The sequence below is a fragment of the Staphylococcus sp. AntiMn-1 genome (assembly GCF_001663395.1).
GTDB classification, from domain to species: Bacteria; Bacillota; Bacilli; order Staphylococcales; family Staphylococcaceae; genus Staphylococcus; species Staphylococcus equorum.
This window is the reverse complement of sequence record NZ_CP012968.1, coordinates 1,975,567-1,998,691: the sequence shown is the minus strand read 5'-3', so window position 1 is coordinate 1,998,691 and position 23,125 is coordinate 1,975,567. Positions and strand designations below refer to the sequence as shown.

Genomic DNA, 23,125 nt, shown 5'->3' with positions numbered 1-23,125 from the left:
GAGCGGGAATATGAAATCAAATTATGATTTCATATTCCCGCTCCATTAGATTGTCTAGATATTTAAAATAAAATTCTAGAAAAATAGATGACGATGACTACTGTTACTGCACTTAATAGTGTTGATAAGAAGACCAATTGCGCAGCAAGTTCTGGGTGGTTATCATATTCTTGCGCAATAACTGAACTATTTACCGATGTTGGCATAGCAGAAGCGATAAATAACGTTTGTGCAATCACGCCTTCTAAACCAAGTAATTTAATAATCACTAAAGCAATAAGTGGACCAATAACTAGTCTCACAAATATATAAATATAAGAAATTGACCATTTAAAGCTGAATTTAATATTCGCAATTTGAGCCCCTAGCAATAATAATGCAACAGCAATCATTGCATCCGCCACGTAATTTGCTGGCGTCCAAATAAATTCTGGTATTGGCACATTATTATAATTTAAAATAATAGCTAACACCAAAGCGTATAAAACTGGCATTTTAAAATATCCAAGTAGCGCCTGTAATTTCCCTATTTGCAACGACTGAATCGCAAAAATTCCATATGAAAAAGTGAATATATTTTGTAATGACAATACAATAACTTGCACAGACATAGCTAATGGATCGCCTTTAAACACTAAATCATTAACTGGAACGCCATAGTTGCCTGAATTGAAAAACAGAATACTATTCGTCAACGTTGTTGCTTCCCCTTTATCTGTTTTACGAATAGTAGACAACAGCTTACCAATTATATATAGGACGACCATATACAAAATAAAGAAAATGACTATGTAAAATAAAAGCTTTATAGCGAAATCTGTTTTATAAAACTTCACAAATATAAACCCTGGTACAAATACATATATATTTAATTTAGCTAGCGTCTTTAAATCTAATGTGAATTTCTTTTGTAAAATAAACCCTAAAAAAATCATGATAAAAATAGGTAAAAGTACAGTTTGTAAAATATACAACATCTCACTCATTATATTCCCCCTTTGTTCAAAATCATATATGAATTAGATTTATATAAATTAATTATTATAGTTTATGATAGCAGAATATTAATTAATTTACTGTTTGTCTGACTAATAAAATATTTTTCATCTTTATATTTACGTATGAAATAAAAAACGGATTGTTTAACGTGAAACAATCCGTTGTTTTATAAACATTTTATGTATGGGATTTCATTTTTAAGATTCTGAAATCTAGACTCTTTTTTAACTTGGTCATCTGAAAAAAATATATCCAAACCACTATGATTTCCACATACTGAGTCGAGAATTAGACTTCTGCCAGTCTTCCTTCACTAAGAGGTAAGGCTAACCTTTGGGTAAAATGCCAATTTCACGCGGAAATTAGCTCTATTTTGTAATTAAGTATTCTAAGTTTAGTGTTTCTTCCAAATACTTAATATTTTATTTCTTGCGATTTCTTTTTTTCTCTTCTAACACTGACATCACTATAAATCCAACTACCAAAATAGGTAATAGCATTCCAATTACCATCATCATATTTTTCACCCCATTTTAATATCAGAAAATAGTCTGATAACAATTAATTTAATTGAATAGCTCTTTATTAAAATATAACATATTTTTTATGGTTTTATGAATGTGAATATGACTATAATATGTCTATTTTATTTATAATTTGAAAACTAGGTTTCCAATCATCTGGAAACCTAGTTTGTTTTTGATCTATTTAATTGTCGAGTTTAATTAGTATTTATATGGATCATTATGATTTTGTTTCGTTTTTCCATCTAAATCATCAAAGTCTTTTAAATCTTGATCTTGATTAGAGTTAGATCTTTCATATGACTCATTCACTGCATCTTGTTTATTGTCATTATACATTTCACCTTCACCATGAATCGGTTGTTTTGGTTTCCTTACTAATAACATAACACCTGCAACAATCCATAATATCGCATTTATCCAGTTTCCTAAGAATGAAATGACACCTACTAGAATAAGTAAGATTCCGGCTGCTTTAGCTTTTTTATTTATTAGAATAGCACCAATGATTGCAATGATTAAAATTACTATAGATAAAACCAAGCCTGCTGTTAATAAACTACTCAACATACCGAAGATATTTGTACCATCTTCATATGAGAAGCTTGGATCATCTGCCATCATTTGTTGAATGACTGTTTCTTTCACCTCATTGTTACCTATCATTGGTATGAAAACTGCGATAAGAACTACACCAATTAATTGCAATGCAATACCTATCCATGTGAGTACGCGTTCAGTTGTTCTTTTTATCATAATCGTGCGCCTCCTATTTCTATTTATTCGCTTCAATTACAATGCTAATTATACTAATTGTTAATATTTAAGTCTATTCATTATAAACAAAATATGTTTGAAATAATAAATAATATAATAACAAAAAAGCTCGCATTGTATGCGAGTCTTTTTTGTCAGTTTTTATGTGCTTTAAATGCGTCATTAAGACGCGACAATTGGTCTACAAACTCATGTACTTCATCTGTTGTAAATTTGTCACCTATACGTTCTTTAACAGCTTCAATCATAACTGAATTTGCTTTTTTTAAAAAAGTCTCCCCTTCTGTACTGAGTTTAACTAATTTAATACGTTTATTATCTGTATAGGCTCTTTCAACGTAGCCCATTTCTTCTAATTTAACGATACGTTTAGAAGCTGCCGTTTTAAATATATTTTGCAACATTGCAAGTTCATTAATCGTCACTTTACCTTCAGTTTGTATTATTCTCATTGCTTCAATTTGTTCTCTTGATAGAAAATTACCTAAACCTGTTTCCTTTATCATTTCTACAATTTCTTTATTTAAATGCAACATAACAAACTGAAATTTGGTAATGGCTTCTTCTATCGTTTGATTGATGTTTTCATTTTCCATACTTTTCACCCCTATATTGCTTTAGCTTTATTTAAATTCCACTGAAAACGGAACTTTTTCTCTCTTGTTAAACCATAATAGCACTAAGAATTGTAATAATATCATTCCAATAATAATAGCACTTAATAGTATTACAATGAAACTAAAGTCAAAGTGTCCAGCATTGGTAAAGATTGCTTCTCTATATCCTTGAATCGCATAGGACATTGGAGAAAATGGATGAATCCATCTAAAGAAACTGGCTGAAAGTTCAATTGGGAACATACCTTCACTTGAACTCAATTGTAATATGAGTAATAACATGGATAAGAATAATCCAATTCTATCCAAGAATAATGCTAAGAATGACGTAATCGTTATTGCAGCAATAGCCCATAAGAAGCTCACTAATAGGAACTGGCCTACGTTGTCAATCGACATATTGAATGCAAATATAACCCAACTACTCATAAACAATGCTGATAAACTACCTTGCAGTAGATAAAGTAATAGCTTACCAAGCGCTTGTTTAGTTGAGGAAACGCCTTTGTTTAATGTTTTTCTCAATGGATAAATCGCACTAAATGACACTGCTCCAACAAATAAACTTACACTCGCCATATAAGGTACAATTGTTTCGCCATAATTGTCAGCCTCAGTAGGATTATTTTCATTTATTTTCGTTACATTATTTAATGCTTTTTCATTGTCATCTTCAAGTGAAACATCTTGCTGACTCGTGATTGCTTCATCTAACTTAGCTTTTAATTGATCATTATTTTCCTGTAATTGATTTAAACCATCAGTAACTTGGTCATTACCTGATAATAATTGCTGTGCAGGTTGTCCTACCGCTGGGACTAATTGTTGCAAGCCATCACTGACTTGCTGATTACCATCAATTAATTGTGACTCTGCATTAGACATTTCGCCTAGTGCGTCAGATGTATCTTGATAACCATCTTGTGATTTTTTCGTACTCGCAAATATTTCAGTTAAGTAATTTTCACGAATATCATCTTTAATTGTGTCTGTTACTGTATCAATTGCTTTCTGAGCAGTTTGACTACCCGTGTAACTTGATCCCGGATTAACTTGCGTTTCTAAATTAATTTTTTTAGGGTTTTCATCTAGTAATGTCGTTGCATTTTTAGATGCGTCTTTAGGTACAATAATTGTTCCCACACTATTACCTTTTTCCAATTCATGTGCAGCTTTTTTCTCGGAAACTGCTTGGAATTTAAAATCCTCATTATCTTTTAATTCATCTACTAAATCATCGCCAATTGTTATTTTTTCACCATTTAATTTGGCTGATTCGTCTTGATTTACAATAGATATTTCCAATTGATCTGTCTTATCATATGGGTCCCAAATTGAGCCTACAAATAGTGCCACATAAATTAGAGGGATAAGCGCTATGGCTATAAGAGATACGATCAACATTTTATTTCTGAATATAAATTTAAATTCATTAAACATTTACTATCTACCTTTCTTTTTAAAATTGTACACCCCACGTACTATTAGTTTGAAAATAATCCCAAACGCTATAAACATTGCGTTATGGTGAGTGTTAATCCTTGAATTCATCTATTTTTTAAATATGTGGAGTGTTTTTATTTATACAGTACACCCCATGTACATTTTTATATAATACGCTCTTGAAAATAACTTGTCAATCATAAAATATTAGCGAAATCTAAAAATATCTTTATGCTAACTTAGCTCAGTTTAATGGAAGTATATATTGAAGGAATTTTTCATTGATTCAGTTATATATTTATTTTCGTTTGCTTTTTCTTCTATATAAATTCAAAAAATGGATAATTGATTATAATAATTTTTTAAGAATGACAGTGATTTAGGCCGTCTCATAACTAGTTAATAAAGTGCTAGATGGATACTACAGGATATGCCAGCGGAAATCTTGCATATAACAATTGCCAACAAAGTCGGAGGTTTTGTCGACACTCTAAAATAATCTAAACATAAAAATGTTTAGATTATTTTTATGTTTTTTCTTCATAATTACCATTTTTTTAATCTGTCTACTATAATATATAATATAAGACTTGTATCACTAATATTACTTGCTAACATAACTTTATCTATAATCTATAACTTTGGTGTAATGTGTTACACTGTTGTAATATTAGACAAAAATCGCATTTAAACCCTGTTTAAACTTATAAGAGGTAATTAAAAAATGGAAAATAATTTAAAAATCAGTATGAATGAAAGACGTGTATTAAAACAAATCTTCAATAATCATAATATTTCACGCACTCAGATATCTAAGAATTTAGAAATCAATAAAGCCACTATTTCTAATATATTAAATGCTTTGAAAAAGAAATCCTTAGTCATTGAAGTGGGCGAAGGTAATAGTACGAAAAGCGGAGGACGCAAACCAATCCTCCTAAAAATCAACAAACATTATGGCTATTATATTTCTATGGATTTAACATATAGCTCTGTAGAATTAATGTACAATTATTTTGATGGTACCGTGTTAAAACATGAATCATATAACTTACCTGACAAAAAAGTGAGTAGCATCTTGGCTATATTAAAAACAAATATACCTACTTCTGAAAGCTATGATACTTCCTATGGCTTGTTGGGCATGTCTGTCTCAATTCACGGTATTGTAGATCACAATCAAACTATTATTCACCTTCCCTTCCATGAAAGTGAAGACATTTCCATTACAGATGAGTTAAGATCACTGACTCGAGCCCCAGTAATTATTGAAAACGAAGCAAACTTATCTGCAATTTATGAAAGAAGCATCCATAGTAATTCAGAAATGAGAAATTTAATTGCTCTAAGTATTCACAAAGGCATTGGTGCAGGTTTAATCATCGATAAAAAATTATATCGTGGCTCTAATGGTGAAGCTGGCGAAATCGGTAAAACGCTCGTTCTTCAAAATGGTGAAACATACAACACAATTGAAAATATTTGCTCTCAAGAAGCATTAATTCAAAGTATTAGTAATAAATTTGAACAAAATATATCACTTTCAGAACTTATCGAACTTTATCATCAACATAATGATATTGTTATTCAAGAAATTGAATATTTTACAACTAAAATTGCAGTATTAGTTCACAATTTAAATACGCAATTTAATCCGGATATGATTTATGTTAACTGCACATTAATCAATGAATTACCTATTATTTTAGATTCGATTAAAACACAGCTACATCAATATTCGACTCATTCCGTACAACTCAATCTTACTACGAATGTGAAACACGCAACCTTATTAGGTGGCTCAATCGCAATTATGCAGAAATTATTAAACATTGATGATATTCAATTAAAATCTAACTAAACAAGCACACCCTTTTACATTTTTGTAGAAGGGTTATTTTTGAAATATTTTAGAAAGCGTTTACAAAAATAATTTTCCGTGCTATATTATCTCTAAAGTTAGTTTGTTTAATAAACTAACCAACTAGTTATAGGAGGATTATCATGACATATTTCAATATTGATAAAGTAAATTACGAAGGTCCTAAATCAAATAATGTTTTTAGTTTTAAATATTATAATCCCGAAGAAAAAGTAGGCGACAAAACAATGGCAGAACACCTAAGATTTGGTGTGGCTTATTGGCATACATTTACAGCTGACTTATCTGACCCATTCGGTGTTGGTACAGCTGAACGTGATTGGGATAACTTAAGTGACATGGATAAAGCTAAAGCAAGAGTTGATGCAATTTTCGAATTTATGGAAAAAACACGTATTGATTATTTCTGTTTCCACGATATAGATATCGCTCCAGAAGGTGCAACATTAAAAGAATCTAATGAAAATTTAGATATCATTGTAGACCTTATTAAAGAAAAAATGGATCAAACTGGTAAAAAATTACTTTGGAATACGACAAACAACTTTACACACGAACGTTTCGTACATGGTGCAGCAACTTCTTCTAACGCTGAAGTTTTCGCATATGCCGCTGCAAAAGTTAAGAAATCATTAGAAATCGCTAAAAAATTAGGCGCTGAAAACTTTGTTTTCTGGGGCGGACGTGAAGGTTATGAAAGTTTACTAAACACAGACATGAAATTAGAGTTAGACAACTTAGCTAATTTCTTAAAATTGGCTAAAAGCTATGCAGAAGAAATTGGTTATACAGGACAATTCTTAATTGAACCTAAACCAAAAGAACCTACAACACACCAATATGATACTGATGTTGCGACTTCACATGCTTTCTTACAAAAATATGACTTAGATAAAACATTCAAATTCAATATTGAAGCAAACCATGCAACATTAGCTGGTCACACTTTCCAACATGAATTAAGATATGCACGTGATAATGATTTATTAGGTTCAGTAGATGCAAACCAAGGTCACCCACTATTAGGTTGGGACACAGACGAATTCCCTACTGACGTCTATGATACAACATTAGCAATGTACGAAATCTTAAAAAATGGTGGATTAAATCCAGGTGGTTTGAACTTCGATGCTAAGCCAAGAAGAACTTCATTCAAACAAGAAGATTTAATTTTAACGCATATCGCTGGTATGGATACATTTGCACTTGGTTTAAAAGTAGCACACAAAATGATTGAAGATAATTTCTTTGAAAATATTGTAGATGAAAAATATAAATCTTTTGCTGAAGGTATTGGTAAAAAAATAGTTGAAGGTAATACTTCATTTAAAGAATTAGAGGAATATGCTTTCAACATTAATGAGATTGATAATACTTCTGATCGTTTAGAAGTAATTAAAGCTCAAATGAATCAATATATTTTAAACATTAATAATGGAGACTGATAAAAATGACTTATGTAATCGGTATAGATATTGGTACAAGTTCCTTAAAGTCTATTGTTGTTAATAAAAATGGAGACGTTGTAGATTCATACAGCGTCTCTTATCATACGCTGCATCCTAAATCTGGATACAGTGAAATGAATCCAGATATCTGGTATGACGCAACAATTGAGAGTTTAAAACATTTATTAAACAAATATGCACAAAAAGAAATTACTGGCATTAGTTTTTCAGGTCAAATGCACGGCCTAGTGGTTATTGATCAAGCAGGTGCAGTCATTAGACCTGCTATTTTATGGAATGACACACGCACATCTAATGAAGTTGATGAAATCAAAAATAAATTAGGTCTCGACGCACTACTGAAATTCACACAAAACACTGTGTTAGAAGGATTTACATTACCTAAACTAATGTGGCTTAAAAATAATGAAATTGATAATTACAACAAAATTCATAAATTCATGTTGCCAAAGGATTACATTGTTTATAAATTAACTGGCAACATTTTTACAGAACCTTCAGACGCTGCAGGTACAATTATGTTTAGCGTGAAAGAAGAAAATTGGTCTACTGAACTACTAGATAGTTTAGATATTGACACATCTATTTGTCCAGATATCATTGCTTCTCATGAAAAAAGTGGTCAATTAACTGACAACGTGAAAAAATCTTTAAACATCAATTGGGATATCAATGTCTATCAAGGGGGCGCTGATAACGCATGTGGCGCTTTAGGCTCTGGTATCACAGATGAACAAAAGCAATTGGTAAGTATTGGTACTTCTGGCGTAGCACTCTCTATTGAAAATAATGCTGACTATGAAAATGATGGCAATGTTCATTACTTTAATCACTGTGTGCCTGATCAAAAATACATTATGGGAGTTACTTTATCCGCTGGTTATAGTCTGGAATGGTTAAAACAACTACTAGACCCTGATGCAGATTTTGCTGCATTCTTAAAAACGATTTCTGATTCTGATGTTGGGTCGAATGGATTAATGTACACACCTTATTTACTCGGTGAACGTACACCACATAATGACGCGGCAGTTAGAGGCAGCTTTATCGGTTTGGATGCGAATACCACACAACTCGATATGAAACGTTCTGTTATTGAAGGTATCACATATTCTATAAATGAAAGCATTCAAATTATGAAAAACAACGGTATTAACATTAAGGAAATTGTTTCTATCGGGGGCGGTGCAAAAAATCAAGAATGGCTTCAAATACAAGCAGATGTCTTCGATTCAGCAATTACCACAAGAACTGAAGAACAGGGTCCAGCTTATGGGGCAGCGATGTTAGCTGCCATGGGTGAAGCGTGGTTTGATACTTTCAATGAAATGAGTCAATCATGGATTACATATAATCAAAAAGTATCTCCTATTGAAGAAAATAGTAAATCATACCACAACTTATTTGATATTTATAAAACAATCTATAACGCTACACAACCAGTAACTCAAAAACTAAGTGAATTTAAGTGATTTATCAAGGGGATGGATATATGTCAACTTATAATAATAAGAAGTTTATCTTTAAAATAGCTTTAATCGCAACGCTTGGCGGGTTGTTATTCGGCTATGACACTGCAGTTATTTCTGGTGCTGAACAATCTCTCCAGAAATATTTAACTAAAGATTACGGTAGCTTTATCCATGGCATTACAGTTTCTAGTGCCTTAATCGGCTGTATTATTGGTGGCTTGTTATCTTCAAGTTTCTCAAGTCGTCTCGGTCGTAAAAAATCATTACAAATAGCTGCTATTTTATTTATAGTTTCTGCGCTTTTATCAGGCTATCCGGAGTTTTTATTTTTTGAACCAGGTGAATCCAGTCTTGCTTTACTGATAACATTTAATCTATATCGTGTCATCGGTGGAATTGGCGTGGGATTAGCCTCTGCAATATCTCCAATGTATATTAGTGAAATTGCACCTTCTTCTATAAGAGGGAGACTTGTTTCATGGAACCAATTCGCTATTATATTTGGTATGTTAGTCGTTTATTTTGTAAACTATGGTATCACTTTCGGTCAATCTCAAAGCTGGATTGAACTAATCGGATGGCGTTATATGTTTATGACTGAAGCAATACCAGCAATTGCATTTTTCTTTTTATTATTTTTAGTACCTGAAACACCAAGGTATTTATCTTTAAATAATAGAAACACTGAAGCACTTACAGTATTAAATAGAATATACTCTTCTAAAAATCATGCACAGAACGTTTTAAACGATATCTTATCAACTAAAAATAAACTAACAGATGTAAAAGCACCATTATTTAGTTTTGGTAAAACTGTGATTATTATCGGTATTTTATTATCTATTTTCCAACAATTCATCGGTATCAACGTGGCATTGTATTATGCACCTCGTATTTTTGAAAATTTAGGTGCAGGTGAGAATACCTCAATGATACAAACTGTTGTGATGGGATTAGTAAACGTAATATTCACCGTTATCGCTATATTATACGTCGATAAATTTGGTCGTAAGCCTTTATTAATTATCGGTTCTACTGGTATGGCAATTGGAATGATCGGAATGAGTACACTCGCTGCTAATGGCGCGTTTGGCATTACAACATTAATATTCTTAGTTATATATACTGCATCATTTATGATGAGTTGGGGACCAATTATCTGGGTGTTATTATCAGAAATATTCCCTAACAGAATTAGAAGTGGCGCGATGGCTATAGCTGTCGCAGTACAATGGTTAGCAAACTTTACAATCACTTCTACTTACCCATCTATGATGGATATTAGCGGTACAATGACTTATGGATTTTACGCACTGATGAGTATTTTATCTGGCTTGTTCGTATGGAAATTCATTCCAGAAACAAAAGGTAAAACACTAGAAGAATTAGAAAAAGTTTGGATTAAAGACAAAGATAAACAAGTTTCTAATAATGTGGAAGAAGTTCAAAGTAATAACTCAGCACAGTAAAATTCGAAGTTAATGTATAGATATTTCCACTATAGTTTAATTTAAAAACAATTATATATTTTTACGAAATAGACTAAATTATTGAAATTAATAAAAACACTTTCGCTAGATTCATATTTATTGAATTTACGCGAAAGTGTTTTTTTATGAAAAGTTATTAAATTTGTGCTACTTTATTTAACATAATAATGGTTTATTATAGAAGTCCATCTATGATGAAAGATAACTATATCGCTGTCCAACCACCGTCTATTTTGATCGTTTCACCTGTAACAAAATTTGATAATTGTGAACTTAGATATATGACTGCGCCTGAAATGTCTGTAGGTTTTGGCATTTTATGAAATAAGATACGATTCAATACATCTTCTTTAAATGCTTCATTCTTGAACATCTTCTCTGTTAATTCTGTTTCTACAAATGTTGGAGCAATGGCATTAACGTTGATATTGTATTGTGCCCACTCAACAGCAAGTGCTTTTGTTAGTTGAATCACACCACCTTTGCTTGAAGCATATGATGCTCTATCATAATAACCAACAAATCCAACTTGTGATGCCATATTTACAATTTTCCCACTCTGTTCTTGTGCCATGTATTTTCCAACAAACTTAGAGATAAAAAACAATGATTTTAAATTAATGTCTAATACGTTTTCCCAATCATTTTCCTCAATTTCAAATGCAGGTTTACTTATATTTATTCCAGCATTATTCACAAGTACATCAATTTTTTCATATATTGAAATAATATCGTCTATCACTTTTGAAAGTTGATCAATTTGAGTCATATCCAACGCATAAACTGTATGTTGTCCACTAGATTCATTCAGCATATCTAACGTTTTATCTAATGAATCTTTATCTCTAGCTATAACGATTACGTTGGCCCCTAACTGAGCGAAATCGATTGCAATTTTTTGCCCAATACCTCGGTTGCCACCAGTTACAATAACAGTCTTACCATTTAAATCATTAAAGTTTTTTTGCACTATAAATCACCCTAATTATTTTCTTGATCTTTCTTCAAAAAATACATCAATACTTCATCACGCTTATCAATAATTTCTTGAGACTCGCTTTCATCCCAATCATAAAAACCTTTACCCGTTTTATATCCAAGGTTACCTTCATCAACATGTTTACTCAAAGTTTTGCCAGAAGCTTTTTCAGTACTTAAATCTTCAAATAAATAATCAGATATGGCACTAAAAACATCCAATCCTCCTAAATCTGCTGTCATTAGTGGACCAACGACAGGGTATCTTCTACCTACACTATAAGTTACTGCAGCATCAATATCTTCTTTAGACGCTACACCTTGATCAAATAATGATTGTGCTTCTCTAAAAAGCGCATACTGTAATCTATTACCGATAAATCCTGATATTTCTTTTTGTATTAAAATAGGCTTTTTGCCTATAGCATTAATTACATTTTCAGTCCGTGCAACAGTTTCAATATCTGTGTCTTCGTTTTTCACAATTTCTACTAATGGAACTAAATGTGCCGGATTCCAAAAATGTGTGATGATAAAATGATTGGGAAATTTATAATTTTTAGTTAGCTGTTGTAATGTGAAACCAGATGTATTGCTAGCTAATATGGTTTTTTCATATAATAAATCATTTAATTTTTCATATAATTCGCTTTTAATGCTTAAATCTTCTGGCACAGCCTCTATGATAAATGTACTATCTTCTACTACCGCTTCAAGATGAGTATCAAAAATAATATTATTTTTGATAGTTTGCATTTGAACGTCACTAATTAAAGCATTTTTATATAATAACAATAATTTTTTATCAATTTCTGTTTCAGCTCTTTTTAAATCTTCCAAGTTGATACTGTAAACTTTAACTTTATAATTTGCCCAAGCAACGGATAAAGCGATTGAATGACCCATCGTTCCACTACCTAATACAGCAATATTCTCCATCATTACACCCCTTTTGGATAAACTATTTCAATTTATTTATATCAATAAATTTTTAAATATTTTATAGACCTAACATAAATAGTCCGATTGCAAGAATGACTGCTACGAGTGGAACAATGACTGTCATAGCTCCAAACGCCCCGTATGCATCTTTATGTGTTTCACCTGCAATAGAACGGATCGTCGTCACGGTATATCCACCATGTGGCAATGAATCTAACGTGCCTGAAGACATCGAAATTGTCCTATGCATCGCATCAGCATTTACACCCATATCTAAATAGTGTGGTGCCAATATAGGTAACGCAATCGATTGCCCACCAGATGACGAGCCGGTTAATCCAGCGATAACCATTACCGCAAATGCACCCGTAATTAATGGAGAACCCGGCAAGTTCGTAACATAATCAATAGCATCATTAAAAGCTGGTGTCACTTTCGCGACGCCTCCAAAACCTACAACTGCTGACGTATTACCTAACGCAATCAATGCACCTTCAGTACCTTTTCCGACTGCTTTCCAAAAATCTTTAAAATAACTTTTATTCAATAACCATGTTGCGATGATACCACTCGTTAAAGCGACTATTAGTGCGGATTGCTCTAATGTATCATGTAAGAAAAATGATACTAACAGTACAATTAATAACGGAATCATACTTAAAAATGGATTAGGTAGTTTATTCCTATCTTCCATTTGATCCCCAGTTCTACTAATAAAATATTCACCTTTTCGTTTTGCTTTTTTAATCATATGCATCAACCATAAATAACCTGCAACTAACATAAACAATGCAGTGATGATACTAACAGTCCATCCTGCATATGGACTTGTATGTAAGTATGGTATCGGTATCCAGTTTTGTATTTCTGGAGACCCAGCTGAAGTCATTGTAAATGTAGTGGAACCTAAAGCTAAAGTAGCTGGAATAAATCTTCTTGGAAAATCAGATTCCTTAAATAAATTTACAGCCATAGGATAAACGGCGAATGCAACTACAAATAGACTAACTCCGCCATAGGTCAAGACACCACAGGCTAGTACAATTGCTAAAACTGCTCTTTTCATACCTATTTTTTTAATAATCCAATGTGATACACTTTCTGCAGCACCACTGTCTTCCATGACTTTTCCAAAAATTGCCCCAGTTAAAAACATTAAATACCAAGATGTCACAAAACCAGAAAACCCATCCATATAACTTGTAACAAAATCCATTTCCTTACCTGTAGCAAGTTGAGAAAACAAAGGTATACCATTTAAAATGCCAACAGACAACGCAGATAAAGGCGCTGCGATTAATAGATTCACGCCTCTCATTACTAGAATAGTCAAAATAACTAACCCACCAACTAATCCTATAACACCTAACATATAAGTATGTCCCCTTTAGAACATAAACGGTTTTATTTATTTCCTTTATCTCCATACTTTCTTACACGTAATAATGCTTGTTCTGCGTGTCCCGCAAAGTTCTCATAACCGCATAGTCTCGCTGCATACTCACCCATAGCTGCACTTTGTTCTTCAGATGTAATACGTTGATAAGTCACTGTTTTAATAAATTTACCTACCCATAAGCCCCCTGTATAACATGCTGCTTTTTTAGTAGGTAGTGTGTGATTCGTGCCAATGACTTTATCCCCATAAGCTACATTTGTTTCTGGACCAAGAAATAGTGCACCATAATTTGTTAAATGATTTAAAAAGTAGTCTGGTTCTTTAGTTAATACTTCAACATGTTCAAAAGCGAGTTTATTCGCTTCTATTACAGCTTCCGCTTCATCTTTCACAATAATCACTTGGCCATAATTTTCCCAAGATTCACTTGCAATATCAGCTGTTGATAACGTTTGTAATTGTCTTTCTATCTCTTTTAAAGCTGCTTCCGCAATTGCTTCAGAAGTAGAAATAATCGCACCTGGAGATGTAGGTCCATGTTCCCCTTGGCCCAGTATATCTGTAGCAATCATTTCAGGTTCTGATGTTTCATCTGCAATCACTAATGTTTCTGTAGGGCCCGCGAGTAGATCGATACCGACTCTGCCAAATAGTTGGCGTTTCGTTTCTGCTACAAAAGCATTACCTGGCCCAACAATCATGTCTACAGAATCTATTGTTTCTGTACCTATCGCCATACCACCCATGGCTTGAATGCCACCTAGAATATAAATTTCATCGGCGCCCGCTTTGTACATTGCGTACACAGTTGTTTCTGGAATTTTACCGTCTATTGGTGGTGTACAAGCTATAACACGTTTCACCCCAGCAACTTTGGCAGTTAAGATACTCATATGCGAAGAAGCAATCATCGGGTATCTACCGCCTGGAATATAACACCCTACACTATCAACCGGTATATTCTTCTGACCTAATATAACGCCAGGTGAATTTTCTGTTTCGAAGTCTTTCAACGATTTTTTTTGAGCTTCAGCAAATCTTTGAATGTTATTTTGCGCGAATGCGATATCATCTTTAACTTGTTGTGGAATATCATTAACAATGCTTTCAATTTCTTCGTCACTTAATTTAAAACTTTCAGGGCTCCATTTATCAAATTTCACAGACAAATCGCGTAAAGCTTTATCCCCTTCAGCTTCAATCGTTTTAATCGTATCACTTACAATTTGACTAACCTTCTCATCAGATTGTTTTATTTCTTCTTGGCTTTTACCATTTTTTAATTTGTAAGACATTTAAAAATCCCCTCTCCCAGAGCGTGCGCATGCAATTAAACACAATAAAAGAATTTTGCATACGTATGCAAATATTTCACTTTATGTTATAGTAAGCGCTTTCAAATGTCAAATTGTTTTCGTTGTTTTTCTGAATTTAAACTTCCCTTTTAACTTCCTTTGTTCTATCTCATCTAAGTTATCTTTTAATAGGATTTCAATTGTTTCATCGATCATCTCATTCAGTGGCTGTGACCAAGTAGACAACTGATGATTGGGCCATGAAGCCATTCGTATATCATCGAATCCTATCACTTCAATTTCATTAGGTACCTCAATATTCATTTTCTTCACTGCCTCTAATACACCGAGTGCTGTAATATCGTTTGCGCCAAATATACCTCGAGGTCTGTTGCCATCCTTTAGATATTTCAATGTAGATTTATACGCTGTCTCAAAGGTGAAGTCTCCCTCAATCACATCTATATCCTGTTTTCTTTCACTAAAATACTGCCTAAATCCATGTAATCTATCTCTATTTGTAGAGGTGTTATGTTGTCCTGACACATACAAGTTCTGCTTGTATCCTTGATTATAAAAATATTCGGCTACCGATCTTGCTGCAAAAATATTATCACTTGAAACTGAATTACAATTTAAAGTTTCATCATATCTATTAAATAACATGACTGGAATATTTGAGCTTTTTAACTTTTTCACTAAGTCTGATGATAAAACTGCATCTGTGATAATAATTGCTTCAACGTTATATTCAAGAAATTGGTTGATTTCTTCTTGTTGAATTTCTTCATTTTCTGTATATACAAATAGTACAGAATAGCCGAATTGTTTCAATTTTTGTGTGAATAATGCTAAAACTTCATGATAGAATGGGTTCTGTTTATTTTTCATAGCTAAACCAATTAGCTTAGATTTGTTAGTGATTAAACCTCTAGCTAAAGCATTGGGTTTATAATTTAGTTCATTGGCAACTTTCAACACTTTTTGTTTTGTTTCTTCTGACACACTTTTACCAGGTGTAAAAACTCTGGAAACTGTAGATTGTGATACATTAGCTTTTTTAGCTACCAATTCTGCTGAAACATTTTTCTTTTTCAACTTTACCACCTCATCTATACGTCTTCATATTTGTATGTAGCACACTATATTTTATAACTCTTTATATTACATTATAAAATAAGAATTTCAAATGTTGCACTATTTTAACAATAAAAACACTTTCGCTGGATTCATATTTAAATGAATTTACGCGAAAGTGTTTTTTAGTTTTATATTTTAATGTGTGTAAAATTTCAAATTTATTCTTTATACTTTTCTGTAACGTTTAAGACCAATGATATTTAGTATTGTAAATATCAAAATGAATAGCAACAGTATAACAATATCGAACCAAATAAATTCAAATCCCTGTCCCTTAATCATTACATTGGTCAGCGCATCACCGGCATATCTTAACGGAAATACATAGCCAATAGCACTGACCCAATTGGCAATGCTATCTAAGGGGATAAGTCCAGAGAAAAAGACTTGAGGTATAACAACTAACGGTATAAATTGAACCATTTGAAATTCTGAATTTGCAAAAGTTGAAACAAACAAACCAATAGCTAAAGCAGCTAATGCAATAAGTATATTAATTAATAATACCCACCAGATACTTCCTACAACTTCAACTTTCAGTAAGTATATCGAATAAAATACAATAATTAATGTTTGTAATATCGCAAACAAACCATAACCTGCTAAATAACCAAAGACAATTTCACTTCTTTTAACAGATGTTGCAAGTACACGTTCTAAAGTCCCTCTCGTACGTTCTCTTAAAAGTGCTATACCAGAAACTAAGAAGACAAAGAAAAAGACAAAGAAACCAATGAGAATTGGAAATATTTTATCAAAAAAAGTGCTGTCAGCATCACCATAAAGATAATGACTATCTATGCTCAATGCCTCTGCCTGTTGTCCATTGTCTTGTTTCATGTTGTCCGGTATCTTTTCAACAATGTTAGTCATATCTTGCATCTTATTTTTTTGGATTGCACTTGCTAACAATTGTTTCGTTGACCCTGTAAGACTTGGGTCTTCATTTTTATAAGTAACTTCTAGGTTAGATCCTTTTTGTTCTATATATGCATCCAAATCTGAATCCACAATTGTATCTTTAATTGAGCTAGGCGCATCATATTTTTCAATATCTACTTTATCTGAAGGCAAAGCGTTCACAATTTCATCTGATACTGAGGCATTCACCCCCATTTTTATATTTGTTTCATTATTAGTATCAAATATAAAATACATCAATGTTAAAACCAAAATAGGTGCAAATAACATTAAAGCTAACGTTCTTTTATCTCGTAATAATTCTTTAATAACTCTGATAAAAATCGCCTTAAATCTCATTATTGCACCTCCGCTTCTGCTTTTATAAACACTTCTTCTATAGAATCAGCTTCGAATTTATCTTTTAATTCTTGAGGTGTTCCAATCGTAAATAATTTTCCTTCAACAATTAAGCCTATATAATCACAACGTTCCGCTTCTCCCATAACATGGGTTGTAACAATCACCGATTTCCCCTTATTTGCTAATCCATTCAATTGCTTCCAAACATCTTTTCTAAGCTTAGGATCAATCCCAACCGTAGGCTCATCTAAAATAATAAGGCTGGGGTTAGCTAACAGTGTTATAGCCAAAGAAAGTCTACGTTTCATACCACCTGAAAAATGAGAAACTACCTTTCCTAATTCATGTTCTAAATTTACTATTTTTGTATTTCCAGCAATTGCTTCTTCTAATTTCTTACCTTTTAACCCCATCAAATTCCCAAAAAACACTAAATTTTCTCTTGCTGTTAATGATTCATACAAAGCGTCACTTTGGCCCATATAGCCTATTTCATTCAATACTTTGCGATTAGGTATTTGTTTATTGAATATTTGAGCCTGTCCTTCATCTAAACTTTCCATACCCATTAAACATTTTATTGTCGTAGTTTTACCTGAACCACTAGGACCAATCAATCCTAATATTTCTCCCTCAGTTAATTCTATATTAATGCCATCTAAGACTTTCTTTTGATCATAATATTTTATTGCGTTCGTTAACTTTGCTACAAGATCAGCCATAGAGTTCCCTCTCCCGTGTAAATTATTGTTTATAAAACGAGTATATACCTCTCATTTGTAAAATCAATTTAGCACTAAAAAATATCCAATTCTTACAATTCCAATTAAATAAGTAATATTACACTTAGGCATATAAATCCGCTAGTTAGGCATTTTCAAGCAAATTGACAGGGAAATATTTTATATTGTAGTTGATAAATTAAAACTTTGTTTTAATTTTAAATACTTGGAAAGGGGTGTTTTATATGTCAGCAATCATAGAAGCACTAAATAATGCCATCCAAGCAGGTATCGCTCATGATTGGGTAACTATGGGTACAAGCATTGCGAGTGCATTAGCTAGCGGTGTAGACTTTGTTTTAGGTTTCTTAAAATAAAGTCATTTTCCTCACAAAAAGGACCTTCTCTAAAATCACGTGTGATATTTTTAGAGAGGGTCTTAAATTTAACTTCTAAACATTTGTAGTTTTTGAAAATAAAAAAGACTAGGACATAAATATATTGAACTGACCCCAATTAATGGGAGTAAAATAAAGACACTTTCGTTGAATTCATATTAAAATGAATTTATTCGGAGGTGTTTTTTTCTATGAAAAAAGTAGCATATTCAGTAGAAACTAAAAACAAAGTAATAGAAATGAAAATTCAAGGTTATTCTACTAAACATATTATGGACATTTTAAATATTAAAAATAAGACTCAAGTACAAAGATGGTGGAAATGGTATAGAGATGGTGAAAGCAACAGGTTTCCTCAACAAGTCGGAAAACAATATTCATATGGAAAGGGAATTGAAGAATTCAGTAATGAAGAGAAATTGAAATTAGAAATTAGACGTCAACAAGCTGAAATTGATGTTTTAAAAAAGTACAAGGAATTGGAAAGGAAGTGGCGCCAAAAGTAATAATACAAGTGGTTAATGCGTTGAAATCAAGGTACCCAGTTAAGGTAATATTAGATGTTTTTAAGATTCCCAAATCCACTTATTATCGTTGGAAATGTAAAAATTATGAATTAGATTCAATTGAAGAAAAAGTTAAATATATTTGTCATAAACACAACTATACCTATGGTTATAGGAAAGTAACTGCTGAATTAAATAAATTTAGCGAAATAATAGTTAACCACAAAAAAGTACAAAGAATTATGCAGGAAAATGGATTGAATTGTCGCGTTAAACCTAAGAAATCTAAAAAACCAGGTAATCCATTTTATAAAACAGATAATTTACTACAGAGAAATTTCAACGCAAACTGTCCATTAGAAGTACTTGTAACTGATATTACTTATTTACCTTTCGGTAATACAATGTTGTATCTTTCATCAATTATGGATGTCTATAACGGAGAAATTATAGCTTATTCTATAGATAATCACCAAAATCAAAGTTTAGTAAACGATACGCTTAATCAAGTGGAAATTCCTGATGGTTGTATTCTTCATACTGATCAAGGTAGTGTTTATACGTCGTATGAATATTATGAATTGTGCAAAGAAAAAGGCATTACCAGAAGCATGTCCCGTAAGGGAACGCCAGCCGATAATGCCCCGATCGAATGTTTTCATTCCTCACTAAAGTCTGAAACATTCTACTTAAACAAAGAGCTCAAGAGCTCTAATAACATTGTAATAGATATTGTCGAAAATTACATTGAAAACTATAATAAAGTTAGAATTCAACAAAAACTAGGCTACTTAGCTCCTATAGAATTCAGGAAATCAGCAGCTTAGAAAACAGTGTTTTTATTAAATTCCCATTTTAAGGGTTCAGTGCCATATGTCCCAGTCTCAAAGTAATATCTTAATTATACTTTTTCAGTTTGTGCTTGTGCTTTTTCATTGTTTGACGCATGTGAAGCACCGATTGCTTCGATTTCTTCTAGTGTACGTCCTCTAGATTCTGGAACGAATTTTTTCACAAACAGTACGCCGAGTATACAAATGATGCCGAATATCGCAAATACGATTTGTTGTGGGAAATACACTGTCATAATTGGGAATAGTAATCCAACTAAGAAAGAACCAATCCAATTTAATGAAGATGCTGCACCTGAAGCAAATCCTCTAATTGCTAATGGGAATATTTCTCCAACGATAACCCATGTTAACGGCGCCCATGTAAATGAATAGAACGCTACATAAATACTTAAAAATATAACAATGAGTATTGGATTCGCATTTGGTAATATCAAATTAATGACTGCTGGTAATATGAATGATAATCCCATCACAGTACCACCTAACATAAGTAATGTTCTTCTGTTAAATTTATCCGCTATCCAAATGAAGAGTAATGATCCTAATACTAAAATCACACCTTGAATAATTGGCCACATTAAAGCTGTACTTGCTGAGTTACCTGTAGCTTGTTCAACAATTAATGGAATATAGTAGAATATTGCATTTGCCCCTTGGAATTGTTGGAACGCAGCTACACCCAATCCAGCGATAACTAAATATTTATATTTGCCACTAAATAATGTTGCTAATGATTGGTTTACTTTATTCTTACTTTCTATTTGAATAGTCTTGTTTATTTCTTCAAATTCTTTATCTACGTTTTGGTTATTTCTAAGGTTGCTTAAGACTATTTTAGCTTCTTTAAATTTATTATTTTTAATTAAAAATCTTGGAGACTCTGGTAATTTTAATACGCCCCAGAATAAAATGACTGCTGGAACTGCTGCTGCACCTAACATTAATCTCCAACCCATTTCAACTGGCAAACCTCTTAAGAAATAGTCTACGATGTATGATAACAACATCCCAGATACAATCATTGTTTGATTCATACCAGACAATTGACCACGGTACTTGGCTGGAGCCATTTCTGACATGTAAGCTGGTACTAATGCTGATGCAGCACCAACTGCTAATCCAAGAATTACCCTTGATATAATTAAGAAATAACTACCATCATGTGGTGCGATGCCTGACAAAACAGAACCAATTACGAAAATGATTGCAGAAATTAAAATCATTTTCCTTCTACCAAGCGTATCAGATAATTTACCTGCTAAAATACCACCAAATATTGCGCCTAGCATTACTGACGAAGTAATTAACCCAATTATAAATCCACTATTAATATTCCAGTCTTCTCTTAAAAATGGTAACGCTCCGGTCATAACACCTATGTCATAACCAAAAAGTATCCCACCAAAAGCACCGAAGAAATAGATAAAGCGATTCGAAACTTTACTGTTTATTTTCATCCCATTCACCCTTTTTTAAAACAAAATATGCCTTACATTACGTTATTTGATTAACGACAAATCTACTGTAATTTAATTTATTAATGTATATTCTGAATCAAACATGTTTAATAATATTTCTATTTGCGATGTATTCAATTTAAGTGACAGTACTGTGTGATGACCACCGCCTTCTTCAATCCAACGTTTCACGCCTTGTTCTAATGATGGTTTAACATCCCATAACACTCTAGCTACTGGTAAGTTAGGTGCAGGTTCATCTAATTGTTTAGCAGTAATTTCATTCACAATAAACTTGAAGCGTGTGCCAAGATCCATCATTGTGACCACTACGCCGTTGCCAGCTTTTCCATCGAATACTAATCTTGCTGGATCTTCTTTATCGCCTATACCTAAGGGATTTACAACGATTTTAGGTTTCGTGTCTGCTAATGTTGGATCAACTTCCAACATATGTGCGCCTAGTATATGTGATTGGTGACTTCTTAAGTCGTACGTATAATCTTCCATGAACCCTGTTGCTTCATTTTCTGCAGCAATTTTAAGTAAGCGGTCTAAAGCAGCAGTCTTCCAATCACCTTCACCTGCAAATCCGTAACCTTGTTCGTTAAGTCTTTGTACTGCTAAACCTGGTAATTGTTTCATGCCATGTAAATCTTCAAAGTTAGAAGTGAAAGCAGTATATCCACCCTCATCTAAAAAGCGTTTAATCGCAATTTCATATTTTATTTGTTCTTTAACAGAAGCATTAAATGCGTCTTTACTGTACGCTCTGTAATCAAAGTCATATAAATCTTCATATGATTTAAATAATTGATCTACTTCTGAATCTGTTACTTGATTCACATATTCTACTAAATCACCTATACCAAAATAATCCACAGTCCAACCGTATTGGATTTGTGCTTCGATTTTATCCCCTTCAGTAACAGCTACATTACGCATGTTGTCACCAAATCTTGCAACTTTTAAGTTGAAGCTTTCATTATAAGCATTAGCTACAACCATCCATTCTCTTAATTGCTTTTGTACATTTTCATCTTTCCAATGTCCAAAAATAATTTCATTTTTCTTATTAAGACGGCGGTTAATATAACCGTATTCTCTATCTCCATGTGCTGATTGATGTAAATTCATATAATCCATATCAATGTTTTCCCATGAAATATCATTGTTGTATTGAGTTGCTAAATGTAATAATGGTTTTTGTAATAATTTAGTACCTCTAATCCACATTTTCGCTGGTGAAAATGTATGCATCCATGTAATCACACCTAAAATATCATCACGATAATTCGCTTCTTTCATAATATCTGTAATAACATCTGCAGAAATTGCTAATTTCGTTTGTAATTCAATTTCAAACGGTAATTGTGCCTGCGCGTTTAACTCGTCCGTAATATTTTGTGCATTTTGTTTAACTTGTGCGAGTGCATCATCACCATAGAGTTCTTGTGATCCAATCACAAACCAGAATTTTTTTGTTGTAGTCATTTTG

19 protein-coding genes are annotated in these 23,125 nt (G+C 32.4%); 6 read left to right on the top strand and 13 right to left on the bottom strand.

Annotated features, from left to right (window positions below):
* Positions 1-62 precede the first annotated feature (62 nt).
* The 4 genes from AOB58_RS09720 to AOB58_RS09705 all read right to left on the bottom strand — a co-directional run bounded on the left by AOB58_RS09720 (position 63) and on the right by AOB58_RS09705 (position 4,357).
* Positions 63-986: an AEC family transporter gene (locus tag AOB58_RS09720; RefSeq protein WP_002506448.1), complete on the bottom strand. Its 924-nt coding sequence runs from the start codon at positions 984-986 to the stop codon at positions 63-65.
* Between the two features lie 738 nt (positions 987-1,724).
* Positions 1,725-2,279 carry a DUF4064 domain-containing protein gene (locus AOB58_RS09715; RefSeq protein WP_046465771.1) on the bottom strand — a complete coding sequence of 185 codons (555 nt, stop codon included), beginning with the start codon at positions 2,277-2,279 and terminating at the stop codon, positions 1,725-1,727.
* A gap of 155 nt (positions 2,280-2,434) precedes the next feature.
* On the bottom strand, positions 2,435-2,896 hold the full coding sequence (locus AOB58_RS09710) for a MarR family winged helix-turn-helix transcriptional regulator (RefSeq protein ID WP_046465770.1): 462 nt from the start codon (positions 2,894-2,896) through the stop codon (positions 2,435-2,437).
* Positions 2,897-2,923: 27 nt separating this feature from the next.
* On the bottom strand, positions 2,924-4,357 hold the full coding sequence (locus AOB58_RS09705) for a YhgE/Pip family protein (protein ID WP_046465769.1): 1,434 nt from the start codon (positions 4,355-4,357) through the stop codon (positions 2,924-2,926).
* Positions 4,358-5,084: 727 nt separating this feature from the next.
* On the opposite strand from AOB58_RS09705, the gene AOB58_RS09700 reads away from it, so the two are divergent.
* The 4 genes from AOB58_RS09700 (at position 5,085) to xylE (ending at position 10,652) form a co-directional block, all read left to right on the top strand.
* Complete coding sequence (locus AOB58_RS09700) at positions 5,085-6,221, top strand: ROK family transcriptional regulator (protein ID WP_046465768.1); 1,137 nt, start codon at positions 5,085-5,087, stop codon at positions 6,219-6,221.
* Positions 6,222-6,364: 143 nt separating this feature from the next.
* Positions 6,365-7,687, top strand: coding sequence for a xylose isomerase (gene xylA, locus AOB58_RS09695; RefSeq protein WP_002506442.1), 1,323 nt, complete (start codon positions 6,365-6,367; stop codon positions 7,685-7,687).
* Between the two features lie 5 nt (positions 7,688-7,692).
* Complete coding sequence (gene xylB / locus AOB58_RS09690) at positions 7,693-9,183, top strand: xylulokinase (RefSeq protein WP_046465766.1); 1,491 nt, start codon at positions 7,693-7,695, stop codon at positions 9,181-9,183.
* A gap of 20 nt (positions 9,184-9,203) precedes the next feature.
* Positions 9,204-10,652, top strand: a complete 1,449-nt coding sequence (gene xylE / locus AOB58_RS09685; protein WP_021338934.1) for a D-xylose transporter XylE — start codon at positions 9,204-9,206, stop codon at positions 10,650-10,652.
* Between the two features lie 226 nt (positions 10,653-10,878).
* Here the strand turns inward: xylE and AOB58_RS09680 are convergent, their stop codons facing one another.
* The 7 genes from AOB58_RS09680 to AOB58_RS09650 all read right to left on the bottom strand — a co-directional run bounded on the left by AOB58_RS09680 (position 10,879) and on the right by AOB58_RS09650 (position 18,412).
* The gene (locus tag AOB58_RS09680; protein ID WP_046465765.1) at positions 10,879-11,643 is read right to left on the bottom strand and encodes an SDR family NAD(P)-dependent oxidoreductase; all 765 of its coding nucleotides are present in this window, start codon (positions 11,641-11,643) and stop codon (positions 10,879-10,881) included.
* Positions 11,644-11,654: 11 nt separating this feature from the next.
* On the bottom strand, positions 11,655-12,593 hold the full coding sequence (locus AOB58_RS09675) for a 3-hydroxyacyl-CoA dehydrogenase family protein (RefSeq protein ID WP_237283145.1): 939 nt from the start codon (positions 12,591-12,593) through the stop codon (positions 11,655-11,657).
* 58 nt (positions 12,594-12,651) lie between these two features.
* On the bottom strand, positions 12,652-13,965 hold the full coding sequence (locus AOB58_RS09670) for a GntP family permease (protein ID WP_046465763.1): 1,314 nt from the start codon (positions 13,963-13,965) through the stop codon (positions 12,652-12,654).
* A 32-nt stretch (positions 13,966-13,997) separates the two neighbouring features.
* Positions 13,998-15,287 (bottom strand): histidinol dehydrogenase, encoded by a 1,290-nt coding sequence (hisD, locus tag AOB58_RS09665; protein ID WP_064783376.1) that lies wholly within the window; start codon positions 15,285-15,287, stop codon positions 13,998-14,000.
* A 108-nt stretch (positions 15,288-15,395) separates the two neighbouring features.
* Positions 15,396-16,385: a LacI family DNA-binding transcriptional regulator gene (locus tag AOB58_RS09660; protein WP_046465761.1), complete on the bottom strand. Its 990-nt coding sequence runs from the start codon at positions 16,383-16,385 to the stop codon at positions 15,396-15,398.
* A 207-nt stretch (positions 16,386-16,592) separates the two neighbouring features.
* A complete protein-coding gene (locus tag AOB58_RS09655; RefSeq protein ID WP_046465760.1) occupies positions 16,593-17,687 on the bottom strand; it encodes an ABC transporter permease in 1,095 nt (364 codons plus the stop codon).
* The gene (locus tag AOB58_RS09650) at positions 17,687-18,412 is read right to left on the bottom strand and encodes an ABC transporter ATP-binding protein (RefSeq protein WP_002506438.1); all 726 of its coding nucleotides are present in this window, start codon (positions 18,410-18,412) and stop codon (positions 17,687-17,689) included. The genes AOB58_RS09655 and AOB58_RS09650 overlap by 1 nt, the downstream gene beginning before the upstream one ends.
* A 245-nt stretch (positions 18,413-18,657) precedes the next feature.
* Between AOB58_RS09650 and AOB58_RS09645 the strand changes: the two genes are divergently transcribed.
* Complete coding sequence (locus AOB58_RS09645; protein WP_002506432.1) at positions 18,658-18,789, top strand: beta-class phenol-soluble modulin; 132 nt, start codon at positions 18,658-18,660, stop codon at positions 18,787-18,789.
* Between the two features lie 212 nt (positions 18,790-19,001).
* A protein-coding gene (locus AOB58_RS09635; protein WP_102134915.1) for an IS3 family transposase occupies positions 19,002-20,143 on the top strand; the annotation gives its coding sequence in 2 pieces (ribosomal slippage) (positions 19,002-19,272 and positions 19,272-20,143; 1,143 coding nt in all).
* 74 nt (positions 20,144-20,217) lie between these two features.
* Here the strand turns inward: AOB58_RS09635 and AOB58_RS09630 are convergent.
* Both AOB58_RS09630 and araA read right to left on the bottom strand, forming a co-directional pair.
* Positions 20,218-21,627 (bottom strand): sugar porter family MFS transporter, encoded by a 1,410-nt coding sequence (locus AOB58_RS09630; protein ID WP_002506431.1) that lies wholly within the window; start codon positions 21,625-21,627, stop codon positions 20,218-20,220.
* Positions 21,628-21,699: 72 nt separating this feature from the next.
* On the bottom strand, positions 21,700-23,121 hold the full coding sequence (araA, locus tag AOB58_RS09625) for an L-arabinose isomerase (RefSeq protein WP_046465759.1): 1,422 nt from the start codon (positions 23,119-23,121) through the stop codon (positions 21,700-21,702).
* Between the last annotated feature and the right edge of the window lie 4 nt (positions 23,122-23,125).